Genomic DNA, 13,534 nt, shown 5'->3' on the forward strand with positions numbered 1-13,534 from the left:
CCCATCAAAAAGACCTTATTCCAGCAACAATTTCTGATCAGTGAAGCGGCTCCAGACCAGTCCCAAAATATATTAATAGGGACGACATCCTCACGTTTTAGAAAATTTAAATGGCTGCTTAGGGTCAAAAGCAGAAGTCTGTGACAGGATATATCACTTCTGCTTTTCGGTCTGACGTGAAATTGTGAAGGGCGCGAGCTGCTCGTATTTGAGGTGCCAAAAGATTACGGCCGCCCCAGGTGGAGCAGCCGTAAAATTTCGTTAGACCGGCGGTTGCTTATAAAGCTTTTACAGCAGCCAGTGTCGCATCAGGCTCCGGCCGGTGGGTATAATCCGGATCGAATTCTGAGTGTTGAACAATGCCGTTCGTATCAACAACAATCCGCCCCGGCATCGGCAGCACCCAGCTGTCGTCACCGTTGGTGGCATTAAGATCGATACCAAACTTGCCGTAAATGGCTTTCACATCGTCAGGCACCTTGAAATCAATTCCAAGGCTTCTGAATGTATTGCAGCCAATATCGGACAGAAGGTCAAAATTCAATCCATGCTTTTCAACCAAGTCCTTGCCCAACGCAGGCAATTGCGGTGTTAACGCAACCAAACTTGCGCCAAGGTCTTTCAGAGGGTCGACAATATCGCGCAAAGCATACAGCTCTGCATTACAGTAAGGTCACCAGTGTCCTCGGTAAACCGAGAGAACCACCGGGCCGTTCGCCAGCAGGGAAGCAGACGATACATCTGTGCCGTCCTGGTTTTGCAAGGTGAACGACGGCAGGGTGTCACCAACCTTGATGATCCTGTCCATGGCGTTTTCGCGTAAATCTTTAACGGCACCCACCAGAACTTCTTTAACTTCGGCGGGCATCTTGCCGGCGCTTGCTTCACGAAGTGCGGCAAGCTTTTCATCTAAACTCATAAACATCCTCCTATAGGTAGGGAAACTAACCGCACTATCGGGAAATTTAGGTCTTATTCAAGGGGAGAACTTTCACATTATCTTGATCGAGAATTTACGGTTGACGGCAGGGGAACAAGCGAGGACTCTTAAAATCTTCCGCCTAAACGATTTCTGAGGAAAAAGCTATGAACGTGCTTGATCAAAAACCCAACTCTCTCGAAGAACATTGGATGCCATTTTCCGGCAATCGAGCGTTCAAGGAAGACCCTCGACTGTTGGTAAAGGCCGAGGGGGTTTATTATTGGAATCATAAAGGCGAAAAGCTGATCGACGGATCATCCGGGCTTTTTTGTTGCGCCTTAGGGCACGGAAGGAAGGAAATCGCTGATGCGGTGGCGAAACAGCTCACAACGCTTGATTACGCTTCGCCCTTCCAAATGGGACATGCGGGTTCATTTGAGGTCGCGCGAAGGGTCGCGGACCTAACGCCTGACGATCTCAATCACGTGTTTTTTGTGAATTCCGGCTCTGAAGCCATCGACACGGCGCTCAAAATTTCCATCGCCTACCACCGCGCACGTGGCGACGGCCAGCGCCGCCATTTTGTCTCACGCGAGCGCGCCTATCACGGTGTAAACATCGGCGGCACGACCCTAGGCGGGATCATGAAAAATCGTGAAGCCTTCGGCAGCGTCATGCCAGGGGTCGTTCACATGCGTCATACTTGGCTGGAAGAGAATAAATTCACCCAAGGCCAACCAAAAACAGGCGCAGAACTGGCTGAAGACTTGGATCGGTTCGCAAGCTTGCTCGGCGGTGATAGTATTGCCGCGTGCTTTGTCGAGCCCATTGCAGGTTCGACCGGGTGCCTGGTGCCGCCTGTCGGCTATTTAGAACGACTGCGGGAAATTTGCGACGCGCACGGTATCCTTCTGGTTTTTGATGAAGTCATTTGCGGGTTCGGACGGACCGGAACGCCATTTGCTGCAGAGACTTTTAGCGTCACCCCGGATATCATCACCATGGCCAAAGGCATCACCAATGGTGCACAGCCCATGGGTGCGGTCGCCGTGCGTGATGGCATCTATGAGACAGTTATGGAAAGCGCAGCCCCGGGTGCCATTGAACTGTTTCATGGCTATACCTATTCCGGCCATCCGGCGGCCTGTGCGGCAAGCTTAGCGGTATTGGACATTTATGAGAAAGAGGGTGTGTTCACCAACGCCGCCACCATGGCTCCTTATTTCCAAGACGCGATATTCGGGATGAAAGATATCTCAGGCATTAGCGATATTCGGGGCTACGGCATGCTGGCAGGGATTGATCTTTCACCTGAAGGTGGCGCTGGTGCCAGAGGAATGAAAATTCACAAGAAGCTCTTTTCCTCAGGCGTCTACATAAAATTTACTGGTGATACCGCCCTTGTCGCACCGCCTCTGGTATCAACCAAAGAAAATATTGATGAAATTATCAGTGGCATCAAGCGTGTTTTAGAGGACGGCTAAGACGGCAAATCAACATAGAAAATTGAGCCAACCCCAACAGTGCTTTCAACAGAAACTTCTGCGTTCATTCGATCGACAATTGCTTTGACGATGCTAAGTCCCAACCCAGTCCCAGGGGCTAAGCGTGTGGTGGCATTGCTAATTTGAGTGAATTTCTGGAAGATTTCTTGGTGGAATTCCTCGGCGATACCGGGGCCGTGATCTGCAACCGAAACTCGGACAAAATTATTATTATTTGCAACTGAAATTTCGACAGTTTCGCCTTCTGGCGAAAACTTGATTGCATTTGAAATTAGATTGTTTAGCACCTGCATTAGACGATCTGAATCGGCATCAGCCTGCACCGCTTCCGTGAGAATCTGGACGTTGATATTTATGCTATGTTGTTCGGCAAATGGGCTGATAGTGGCAACTGCTTCCTCAACAATTTTTTGAACGTCTTGTGGCTTGATGTCGAACTCCATCTTGTCCGTCACCATTTTTTCCATGTCGAGTATGTCATCGACCAACTGAGCCAGATGAAGACTATTTTTATGAGCGATGTTAATTATGGATTGCGCCTTTTCTGGCAAATCACCGGCGACATCCGTCGTCAAAAGTCCAAGCGCCCCCTGAATGGACGTCAGGGGCGTTCTAAGTTCGTGGCTGACAATAGAAATGAACTCGCTTTTTTGTCGCTCCATCCGTATGTGCTCGGTAATATCTCGCGCGGTTCCTCTGACACCTAAAAATGCCTCTGTTTGTGGGTCGTAAATAGGCAGGCCACTGACCAAGCAATATTTTAAACCTCCGTCCCGGCTTTCGGACTCAAACATCAAATCCCGAAACGGAGAGTGCCAATTGAAATCATGGAGTTCTCCGGACTCTTTTGTGAATACACCCAGCCCAAATAGTGTTTTGCCAAGCAGTTCATGAGGGTGGAACCCGAGCACTTCGTAAATTCGCGGTGAGACAAAGTTCAACTGAAAATCTTCATCCGTTTCCCAGACCCAATCAGAGACCAGCCGCGTCAAATCTTCGATTCTACGAGTGACTAATCCCAGACGTGCTTCAACACCACGCCGAGTATCGACACCATTCTCGGGGTTGCGGGAATTTTTCAAGTTACAAAGCCCGCTCTAGTTCGCGAATGGCGGATAAGTAGTCCACGTTCCTTTTCCAAAGTTGGATTACCTCATTTGCGGTTTTGACGGTAATTGATGAATATAGTTTCATCGCCGTTGCAAAATCATCTTTATCGCTGCTAGCTCCCCGGGCCCTTGCTTTTCTGGTCAGCGAGAAGATGGTGGAAAACGCTTCGTCGTCAAATTCTATCCCTCTGCAAATAATCGCCAGTCCTTCCCCACCCGGTTCGAACAGAATGCGCATCAGCAAGTTTGATCTGAGCCCTGTTAGTTGCTGGAGCAGACTAACAAACAAGTGAACATGTCCATCCTTGAGGGCCGCGATCATAAACTCTGGAGTTGCTTCGCCCTCGTCGTGCAAGTCTTCAGCCAATTGGTTGGCCGTATTGACGACACCGTAGACTTTCGCCTCGCCGCCAGATTTACTGACTTGAACGGCACTGGTCTCAAGGATTTCATCGACTGCAGCCTTATCGATGTTGTAGTTCTCCAGAACATATTTACGCAACGCTGCCGATACCCACATCAACATACGTTTCGCTAAATTCGGATCGAGATCGTTCCGTCGTAAAATCGGCTCCTGGAAGGTATCGACACGCTGTGATTCCTCGACAAGGAATGCCATTGTCGATTCAGAAATCTTTGCGTTTTGATTTCCCAACAACGTTGAAATAACACCTGAATCACCGGCCTCCACCAAAGCGTCTGATACTTGCTCGCTCACCGTGTGTCGGATGGCGATCGCCATTTGATGTTCCAACGTACGATGTTGAATGACTTCGATCAGGGATAGGTCCTGAAGGACGCCACTGTTGACCAGCATGGGATAGGCGACTTCGATCTCATCATTTCCAAGAATGAGCGCCAATTCTTCAGGGATATCTTCCCACGAGCCCATGTGTTCGCTGATTACTTTGCGCACGGACATTTCAAAATCGTGGATCATCCGGCGCAGAATATCGAACATCAGGGCGCGTTCCCGGTCGGTTAGCACGGTGCCCTTATTAACGAATAGATCTGAAATAGTCTCAGCCAACGCCGTGCGTCCCGCTTTGGATTTATCCCGAGCAAGCTTTAAAAGTGATTCTGCATCTAATGCCGTCATACGAATGTCACCTAAGAATACTGGTTTTGCAGTAAATTATATTGGTTGCCTCCAGAGAGATCGCCAGCAGTAATTTTATTCAGGATTTCAAAGCATCCTACTGAAGCCTGACTAAAACATCCAGAGGATGATCCCATATAATGTGATTTATTAAGGGTGTGCTGGCATTCGCCAACTTGGATGTGTACACAAGAACTCACGTATTATTTTCTTGGGGTTGCGGTATTTTATCTGGGAGAAGCAATTTGTTGGGTGGGATTGGCCGCGCTTTCAGTTCGCGAAATTATCGAACCTATTGGATTGGGAATGCCTTGTCCCTGGTCGGCACCTGGGCGCATCGGGTTGCTGTCGGTTGGTTGACATGGGAACTAACCCAGTCTGCGATGTGGCTGGGTGTGATCGCATTTGCCGAACTGTTCCCAACCATGATTATTGCGCCAATTGCCGGGGCCATCGCTGATAGAGGAGACTATAAGCGCTTGATGATGGTGTGCCAGATATTATCCGGCCTTCAGGCCGCCCTGCTTGCAGGGTTCGTCTATACGGGACAAATCACCATTGAAATCGTATTCGGCTTAACGTTGGTGTTGGGAACCATATTGGGTTTCCACACGCCAATTCGCATGGCACTTGTTCCGTCGCTGGTGGAGCGTGAAGAATTATCCGCCGCCATTGCTCTTAGTGCCGCGACCTTTAACGGAGCCAGATTCGTCGGCCCGGCGATTGCTGGTGTGGTGATCGTATGGGGCGGTGTCGCACCCGCGTTTGCCCTGAATTCGCTCAGTTACGCAATCTTTGTATTTGCGTTAACTCGGGTTCGCTTGAAACCTAGGATACGTGATGAGGAATCTCAAAAAACCAGCCTCCTCGGCGATTTGACCGATGGAATTAGATACGTTTACGGACATTTCGGCATCCGTTCGTTGCTTATTCTAATATTTGCGACATCCTTCTTTTTGCGGCCATTTGCCGAACTTCTGCCTGGTTTCGCCGACAATGTATTTCACCGAGGTGCCGAGGGCTTGGCAATGATGACGTCATCTGCCGGCCTTGGGGCGATGACGGGAGGATTATGGTTGGCACAGCGCGGGCGAACGGAGGGCCTGACCAAGATACTAACCGTTGCAATATTACTAGGGATCATTGGACTACTGGCCTTTACATCCTCCGAAATTTTCTGGATTGGGCTCATTTGCCTCGTGCTCGCCGGGTTTTCGATTGTTGTTATTGGCATTTCAACACAAACCATGGTCCAGAACGCCGTTGATGGTGCGATGCGGGGCCGGGTTATGAGCCTTTATGGGGTCATCAATCGGGGCGGGCCAGCGTTTGGAGCGCTTATTATGGGCTGGCTGGCGTCGGATTTAGGTCTCGCCATGCCAGTCGCTGGCGGCGCGTTACTGGCTTTGTTCGTTTGGATCTGGGCCTGTTATTTGACCCTTCGGGCCAAAAGCGAACTAGAGCAGGAATCACCGAATCATTAACACGTTCTACCGATTCCAGTTGTTTGCGACCCCCAATTTATGGCATAATTAACGATATCTTAATACTTCACGCAGGGATTTGAGCGACCAACATGGTTGATGTCTCACCCGGATCGTTGATCGCCAATTTCGTTGCCACGCAGCGGAGTCAGGCCCAGTTGTCCCGTTCTGTTAGCGAGACACAAGCTGAGCGTGCGCGCGCCAACCGGCAGGAATTTATCCGCTCTGGTGGAGGATCGGAACCGCGGACCGCTGAGGTCCGCGAATATGCGTCCCCCTATAAGGCACCTGTGGCTGGGGAGCGAGAAGCTCGTGTGTCAGACGGCGAATATAACGACCGGTATTTTGATCGTATTGCTGATGCGCGGGCCGAAGAAGCGCGTCAGGCAGATATTTCCAATGATCTTGACCAGTTGGCAGAAAACAACCGGTTGGCAGGGGAAACGTATCAAACAGGCACTCAGTCGAGTCAACTGATTGAGGCTGCGGACCAGCGTCGCAGGGCAGCGCGGGCCGAAGAAAGCCGTGCCCAGGTACAGCAGAAAATCGATATTCGACAATCTGAGGAACGACTGGCAGGTGCTCAAAACGATCCGTCTCAGCCGCGGGGTTCCTACGTCGACATCCGCGCTTAAGGCGCGTATCAGTCAAAAATAAAAGCGCCCCGGAGATACTTCCGAGGCGCTTTTATTTTATTTCAAGATTGGTTTGATCAGGGCTTATTTTCCGAACAAACCCTTAAGCTTATTTGTCGCGCCGCTAACGGCGTCACCTGTGCCGCCGGTCACGCCTTTGACTGCATCTGTGGCGCCCTTGCTTGCTTCTTCGGCTGCCTTCTTGGCCGCATCTACACCGCCTTTAGCCAGGTCTTGGAGCTTGCCCAAGTCCAGGACCTTAACGGACTTGGTCGCTGCATTCTTAATCGCGGTGAATACTTTATCGGCGACTTCTGCGGGCGATGCGCCATTCTTTTCCTTGCCAATATCCTTCAAGTGAATTGTCGGCAGAGGCGAGCCCAATTTTTTACCTTTCAAGAAGGCCGCGCTGACGGCGACCTTTCCATCCCGGATGATCAGGTTTTCGATGATCAGCTTAGGGCCTTCTTTCTTTTCGCCGCTTGCTGCAGGTTTTTCAGATTTTCCGCCGCCTGCACCACCGGTGTTCTTTTGAACATTGGCTTGGAGCACATCAATGTTGCTGCCGCCATCGCCAAGTTCGTAGGTGATCTGAGGTCCCGCAACGAGAACTTGTTTAATAACAATAACGTCGGATGTGACTGTGTTGGGATCAACCTCAACACTGACTTCACCCAGTTTCATGGCATTATCAGTCTGGAAGCCCTTGGGGTTGCCAACGGAGAAGCCGCGGAGGGCACCTTTGCCAGACGATATCGACAGTTCAACCTCTTTGAGTTCGACTTTGGCTTCGGTAAACTCCGATCCGAACTTTTCAACCGCTTCTTTAATGATGCCGTCAAGGTTGGAAAACAAAAATACGACTGCTGCAACAACAATACCAACAATGGCAACGCCACCGATCAAAATTCCACGCTTCATAGTCAAATTCCTTCAATCTCTCAGAGGTTTAAATTCATATTGTTGATATTGTAACGACTCATTCATTTCGCTACAGAAAAAAATAATACGCTACCACCTCGCGCATTGGGATTGGATCAACTTATAGCTTTGCGCCGTATCAATCCGCGCATTGGCGCGGGCGGCCTTGGTACTGAGTTTCTTCGCAGCAGCACCAATGGTATTCATAAGAATTCGGGTAAAGTATTTGGCGGCACGGTCGGGAGAGGTCTCCGTAATTGGTTTAATCCGGTTCACTTCGCCCAAAATTCGGGATTCTAGCCACGGTGTCATGCGATCTAGGGTGTCCAAATACAGATCAACATGTTCGTTTTCGTGGTCCCGAATGGCATTGAATTGGCATGTGCCCCGCCGATAACGACGATCAATCAGAATTTCAAATTTTGGATAGCCCATTTTTATGCGGATTTCCGTGGGCACAGCGCAATATCGCCCGCCTTTCATGGGATAAGCCATAACTTTAGGAGAAACCTCGTAACTAAACGTTGTTAAAGTTACCCCAAGAGGGAACCATTTACCGCCTCGGCGGGTGATACTGTGGCGGCGTGTGATGCGTTGGAGATCGCCACGTGAGGCACCTTTTTTAAAGGCGACTTTATAGGGCGTGATGTCGAACGTGACCTCTGGCGTAACATCCGGGACACGGCAAGTTCTGGCGTCCGCAGAGGAAATACTCGATATACTTAGAAAGGCGACAGCCGATCCGATAATCAGAATTTTAAATCTTGCTAGCATTTTCATTTCTTGGATTATAATCACATTTGCGACCTTACAAAGGCAACCGGGTATTGAGACATGCTGAATTCACGGGCAGGATGAGACTGTTCTTAACATTTTTGAAGATAGCCCGATCTCCCTATGAATGAGCCCTTACACAAAAAGAATTTCCAACCTGACGCCACCTGTCCGTTAGACGGCATTCGCATTCTTGATCTGTCGCGCTTGGTCTCAGGCAACATGATCAGCCTACAATTGGCCGATTTCGGTGCCGAAGTCATTAAGGTGGAGGCTCCGGACAAAGGCGACCCGTTGCGACATTGGGATGTGGAAGGCCACGGCACCGCCTGGAAAGTCTATGGTCGCAATAAAAAAAGCATGACGCTTAATCTTCGCGCACCGGAAGGCGCCGATATCCTCCTAAAATTAGCGAAAGACGCTGATGTTTTGATCGAGAATTTCCGTCCCGGCACCTTGGAAAAGACCCCCTTTGCACCAGACAAGCTGCGCACGCTAAATCCGAACTTGATCCTGGTTCGGGTCTCCGGCTGGGGACAGACAGGGCCTTACAAAGAACGACTGGGATTTGGCTCGTTGGTGGAAGGCGCTTCTGGCTTTGCATCAACCAATGGCTTTGCGGATCGTGAACCGGTTTTACCACCTTTGGCCTTGGCCGACATGGTGGCGGGACTTTCTGGTGCGATGAGCATTTTAGTCGCCCTTCGTCACCGCGACCAAAATGGCGGCGGTGGGCAGGAAATCGATCTATCCTTGTTGGAGCCGATCTTTTCAATCTTGGGTCCCCAAGCGCTGAACTTCAAAATGACCGGGGAAGCACCTGAACGCACCGGCAGCAGTTCCAACACAGCCGCCCCTCGTGGCGTCTATCAATCCAAGGACGGCAAGTGGATTTCCATGTCGGCGTCCATGCAGGTCATGGCCGAAAGAGTGCTGCGCGCCATGGGCCGGGAAGACCTGATTACGGACCCGAAGTTCGTTACCAATGGCCTGCGGGTAAAGAACAATAAGGAACTGGACCCACTGGTACGAGCTTGGATGGCAGAACGAACGCTGGAAGAAAACATGGCGATCTTCAAGCGTGAGAATATTACCGCGGCCCCGGTTCTTGATATTTCCCAAATCGTCGAGGACGAACATTTTCGCGAGCGGGAAATTCTTGTTGAAGTGCCGGACGAGGATTTAGGATCAATTCCCATGCACAACATCATTCCACGGCTGTCGGATTCTCCGGGTCACCTTCGCCGTCCCGCACCAACGCTTGGGCAGCATACTGAGGAAATTTTGGGAGATCTTGGATTAAGCGCTGACGATCTAATACGTTTATCCAAAGACGGCGTCATTTAAAGAGGAAGCCGACATGACTTTACATAAGAAGCTCCCTGTGTGGCGGTCACTCCTCTATGTGCCGGTGAATGTCGAACGGTTTGTCGAGAAGGCCCACACCCGGGGGGCCGATGGGATCATTCTGGATTTAGAGGATAGTATTGCGCCTTCTGAGAAAGAATCCGCACGTACTCATGTCAAAGAAGCGGCCCGCAAGGTTGGACAAGGCGGTGCCGATGTAACCCTTCGGATCAACCGTCCTTGGCGTTTGGCAATTAAGGATTTGGAAGTTGCGGTGATCGAGGAAGTTGACGCGTTGGTCCTCCCCAAGGTCGATAGCCCAGAACACGTCCAAGCGATCTCTGAAATCGTTACCGAACTGGAATTTGAGCGAGGGTTAGAGATCGGGCGCATTAAATACTTTGTCCTGGTCGAAACCCCAGAGGGTGTTCTGCGCATGGCCGAGACTGCTAAGGCCGATCCTCGAATTGTCGCAATTTCTGTTGGCAGTGAAGACCTAAGTGCCGCGGCCTCCATGGCAGCAGACGACGACGCGCTTTATGTTTCCAACATGCACTGCGTCATGTGTGCCCGTGCGGCCGGTATCTTACCGATGGGGTTCATTGGCTCCATCGCAGAATTTAATGATATGGATGCGTTCCAAGGAATGATCGAACGCTCACGCCGCTTAGGCTTCGAAGGCTCCGCCGCGATCCATCCCAACCAAGTTACTGTGCTAAACGAAGTCCACAGGCCAAACGATGAAGAAGTCGAAAAAGCCAAACGCATGATCGAAGCCTACGATGATGCGTATAAGCAGGGCTTGGGTGCGGTCCAATTTGAAGGCATCATGATTGATGTCCCGGTCGTGGAACGCGCTCGAAACATCGTCCGACGATTTGATGCTATTTTAGCGCGGGCAAGAGCATAAATTTTTTTAATTTAACAGGGGGAAAGCATTATGAATGATCGCAGTCGTCTGAACCAAAGATGGGTAAATGAGGAATTATACAAAGTCCTCGACGTCTTCGGCTTTCGCGCCGTTATGTTTGTCGAATGGGGATTTCGCCCCGCCGATGTGCGCCGTACTACGGAACGAATCAAGGTGCCCGGCGCCATTATTAAGCAGTGGGTCAAAACGGCGGAGCAGGAACAGAAAATGGCCGAGGAGGCAGAAGCGTCCGGGCATCGGGAAAGTGCTGCCGAATTTTATTACCGTGCGGCGCTCTATTACGGCCCTCCCTGCGGTGTGCTCCATGCCAACACACCGCGCAAGCTAGAACTCTATAAGCGGCTCATTCACTGCTACACGCGATTTACAGAGCTGTTCGACGATGCACCCGTGCGCCGGGTCGAAATTCCGTTTGAGAACGGCAAGACTATTCCGGGAATCTTACAGACCGTTCCCGGCGTCGAAAAAGCCCCGTGTGTGCTGGTTATCCCCGGCATGGATACCATCAAGGAATACATGCCGAGCCCCTATCACAACCATTTCCGCCGTCGCGGCATCGCGACGTTGACCATCGACGGCCCCGGCCAAGGCGAAAGCAACACGCGGGAGACCTGGGTGACATTGGATAATTTCGAGCGCGCCGGCACTGCCGCGATAGATTTCATGGAAACTATTCCTGAGTTAGATACTGATAAAGTTGGTGTCTATGGTTGGAGCATGGGCAGCTATTGGGGACCACGGATCGCGGCTCACGACCCACGGGTTAAAGCCTGTGTCGGGGCGATGGGCGTCTACCTACAGAAAGACACCATCTTCAAGCACAGCAAACCCGCCTATCGCGCCAATTATATGTACATGTCAAACATTCACGACGAAGACGAGTTCGACGCTATGGCGGAGGCAATGACCCTGGAGCCGCTGGTCGATAAAATTAAATGTCCGACCCTGTTAGCCATGGGCGAATACGATGAACTCTGCCCGCTTGAAGATGGCGAGCAACTGTTTGATATGCTGAGCTGTCCAAAGGAAATGTGGGTCTACGAAGATGAAACCCATACCTTTGGCAATCGTCTGCCAGATTTCTATCTGCACGTCGCGGATTGGATGCGGGATGCAATGGACGGAAAGATGGGGGATGGTTACGCAAAAAGGATCGATCATCCTGCTCGATGATTGTACTTTTATGTGCCCCGCGTCGCGCCGCCGTCTGAATCGATAAACGTGCCGTGAATATTTGCTGCCAGCGGTGACGCCAAAAACGCAACCAAGCGAGCGATGTCTTCGGGCTCCCCAATACGGGTCACACCAAAGTTTGCGATCATCTGACGTTCGACTTCAGCTTGGTCAACGCCTTTGTCCGCAGCCATGCTTTCCTGTGTCGCTTTCAGCCGGCCCGTTCGGACGGGGCCGGGATGGATGCCATTGACCTTCACGCCATCAGCCCGTCCCTGATCTGCCAAGGCCTTGGTTAAGGCGGCAATAGCGCTGTTAACCGACGACGGTATGACGCTTACACCCGTGGGGGTTTCAGCACGGATGCCGCCGATATTAACGATACCGCCGTTGCTGTCTTTTAGGTGGGGCCATGCCGCCTTGCTCAGACGCATGCCGCCGAAAAATTTAACCCCGAACCCATCTGCCCATTCTTCTTCGGTCACGTCGAAAAGTGTCCCATTCTTTGTCGACCCGGCGTTGTTAACCACCAGATCTATTTTGCCAAAAGCTTCGGCCGCGGCCTTAACAATGCTGGCCCCAGCATTTTCGTCGCGCAGGTCTGCTGTATGCCCAACAACCCGACGACCGGTCGATGTCTCCAATTCGCTCGAAATTGATGCTAAAGCGGCTTCTGAGCGCGCGGTTGCCAGGATATCGCAACCACTGCCCGCCAACTCACGAACAATGGCTTCGCCAATTCCTTGGCTGCCACCGGTAATGATCGCCACCTTTCCTGTTAAATCAAAAGTCGTCGCTTGTTCGTTATTCGGCATTTCACCTCCTCAGTGATCGCGGGTCAATTCGCGCCCAACTTTTAGGCAAATTTGGGACTTATTCAACCTCCCTTGGGTTCAAATTCTTCGAAATTGGCCAAATGACTGAAGTTTCCCCGAGACCATCGGTAGCCCTACATACCCAATGGTTATATCCCTTGTATGTCTTCATGCAGGATAGGCGAAATAATCATTTGGAATTACACTTTGGGGGTTTGTTGATCGCTAGTTGTTTGCACCGTGCGACGTCAATTTATCAAGCAAGCATTCTAATTAGAAATTAATATGAGAAAGATTATTACTTCAAATCGCGTTTTTTTTGCCGGGCTGACATTTATGTTGGCTATCGGATTTTTCTTGGTTCGAAATTCTAATTTGTTTTCGAATTCCGATATCAATCAATCTTCTTTTCTAGCAATTTCTATCGCTATTTGTTTTTCTGCCGTTTGGTTCTACTTTGTGCTTTTGAGAGAAGCGTCCGCCAAAAAAATTCTTGAAGATCACACCAGGGAATTAGCAATCAGTGCGAGCCGCCTGGACGCCATTTCTTCAACAACCACAGATGCAATTTTTACCGTCAACAGCGACGGTACGATCACCTCACTTAACCTGGCTGGAGAGTCCATTTTTGGCTATCAAGACCAAGAAATCATTGGCCGCCATATAACCGAGCTACTTCCTCACTGTATTCTAGATTGTCCGTCGTCATATAAATTGGAACAATCACCGGCCTGATCTAAAGGAGGATCTGGCTCATCTGGTTCAAGATATTAAGCGGCGTATTTGCGGTATTGCAAGCGCCGGTGTTCCATTGTTTTC

At 50.6% G+C, this 13,534-nt stretch carries 14 protein-coding genes; 7 read left to right on the top strand and 7 right to left on the bottom strand.

What is annotated here, in order from left to right:
* Positions 1 to 277: 277 nt before the first annotated feature.
* Both HOM51_12240 and HOM51_12245 read right to left on the bottom strand, forming a co-directional pair.
* Entirely contained in the window at positions 278 to 646 is a 369-nt protein-coding gene (locus tag HOM51_12240) for a redoxin domain-containing protein (GenBank protein ID MBT5035277.1), read from the bottom strand.
* Between the two features lie 27 nt (positions 647 to 673).
* Positions 674 to 919: a redoxin domain-containing protein gene (locus tag HOM51_12245; protein MBT5035278.1), complete on the bottom strand. Its 246-nt coding sequence runs from the start codon at positions 917 to 919 to the stop codon at positions 674 to 676.
* Positions 920 to 1,086: 167 nt separating this feature from the next.
* Between HOM51_12245 and HOM51_12250 the strand changes: the two genes are divergently transcribed.
* Positions 1,087 to 2,406, top strand: coding sequence for an aspartate aminotransferase family protein (locus tag HOM51_12250; protein ID MBT5035279.1), 1,320 nt, complete (start codon positions 1,087 to 1,089; stop codon positions 2,404 to 2,406).
* Here HOM51_12250 and HOM51_12255 read toward each other — a convergent pair.
* The gene (locus HOM51_12255) at positions 2,403 to 3,509 is read right to left on the bottom strand and encodes a PAS domain-containing sensor histidine kinase (GenBank protein ID MBT5035280.1); all 1,107 of its coding nucleotides are present in this window, start codon (positions 3,507 to 3,509) and stop codon (positions 2,403 to 2,405) included. The two genes, HOM51_12250 and HOM51_12255, sit on opposite strands and share 4 nt — an antisense overlap.
* Position 3,510: 1 nt before the next feature.
* Complete coding sequence (locus HOM51_12260; GenBank protein MBT5035281.1) at positions 3,511 to 4,635, bottom strand: DUF2336 domain-containing protein; 1,125 nt, start codon at positions 4,633 to 4,635, stop codon at positions 3,511 to 3,513.
* Between the two features lie 248 nt (positions 4,636 to 4,883).
* On the opposite strand from HOM51_12260, the gene HOM51_12265 reads away from it, so the two are divergent.
* On the top strand, positions 4,884 to 6,119 hold the full coding sequence (locus tag HOM51_12265) for an MFS transporter (protein ID MBT5035282.1): 1,236 nt from the start codon (positions 4,884 to 4,886) through the stop codon (positions 6,117 to 6,119).
* Between the two features lie 92 nt (positions 6,120 to 6,211).
* Positions 6,212 to 6,754, top strand: coding sequence for a hypothetical protein (locus tag HOM51_12270; GenBank protein MBT5035283.1), 543 nt, complete (start codon positions 6,212 to 6,214; stop codon positions 6,752 to 6,754).
* Positions 6,755 to 6,838: 84 nt separating this feature from the next.
* On the opposite strand, the gene HOM51_12275 is transcribed toward HOM51_12270, so the two are convergent.
* Both HOM51_12275 and HOM51_12280 read right to left on the bottom strand, forming a co-directional pair.
* Positions 6,839 to 7,675: a hypothetical protein gene (locus HOM51_12275; GenBank protein ID MBT5035284.1), complete on the bottom strand. Its 837-nt coding sequence runs from the start codon at positions 7,673 to 7,675 to the stop codon at positions 6,839 to 6,841.
* Positions 7,676 to 7,765: 90 nt separating this feature from the next.
* Complete coding sequence (locus HOM51_12280) at positions 7,766 to 8,449, bottom strand: hypothetical protein (GenBank protein ID MBT5035285.1); 684 nt, start codon at positions 8,447 to 8,449, stop codon at positions 7,766 to 7,768.
* A gap of 123 nt (positions 8,450 to 8,572) precedes the next feature.
* On the opposite strand from HOM51_12280, the gene HOM51_12285 reads away from it, so the two are divergent.
* From HOM51_12285 to HOM51_12295, 3 genes are read left to right on the top strand one after another with little or no spacing between them, the layout of a single operon-like run.
* On the top strand, positions 8,573 to 9,796 hold the full coding sequence (locus HOM51_12285; GenBank protein ID MBT5035286.1) for a CoA transferase: 1,224 nt from the start codon (positions 8,573 to 8,575) through the stop codon (positions 9,794 to 9,796).
* 13 nt (positions 9,797 to 9,809) lie between these two features.
* The gene (locus HOM51_12290; GenBank protein ID MBT5035287.1) at positions 9,810 to 10,706 is read left to right on the top strand and encodes a CoA ester lyase; all 897 of its coding nucleotides are present in this window, start codon (positions 9,810 to 9,812) and stop codon (positions 10,704 to 10,706) included.
* A 30-nt stretch (positions 10,707 to 10,736) separates the two neighbouring features.
* A complete protein-coding gene (locus HOM51_12295; GenBank protein ID MBT5035288.1) occupies positions 10,737 to 11,900 on the top strand; it encodes an alpha/beta hydrolase in 1,164 nt (387 codons plus the stop codon).
* 8 nt (positions 11,901 to 11,908) lie between these two features.
* Here the strand turns inward: HOM51_12295 and HOM51_12300 are convergent, their stop codons facing one another.
* On the bottom strand, positions 11,909 to 12,715 hold the full coding sequence (locus HOM51_12300) for an SDR family oxidoreductase (GenBank protein ID MBT5035289.1): 807 nt from the start codon (positions 12,713 to 12,715) through the stop codon (positions 11,909 to 11,911).
* A 285-nt stretch (positions 12,716 to 13,000) separates the two neighbouring features.
* Between HOM51_12300 and HOM51_12305 the strand changes: the two genes are divergently transcribed.
* On the top strand, positions 13,001 to 13,450 hold the full coding sequence (locus HOM51_12305) for a PAS domain S-box protein (GenBank protein MBT5035290.1): 450 nt from the start codon (positions 13,001 to 13,003) through the stop codon (positions 13,448 to 13,450).
* Positions 13,451 to 13,534 lie beyond the last annotated feature (84 nt).

It is taken from the genome of Rhodospirillaceae bacterium (assembly GCA_018660465.1).
In the GTDB taxonomy this organism is placed as follows: Bacteria; Pseudomonadota; Alphaproteobacteria; order Rhodospirillales; family JABJKH01; genus JABJKH01.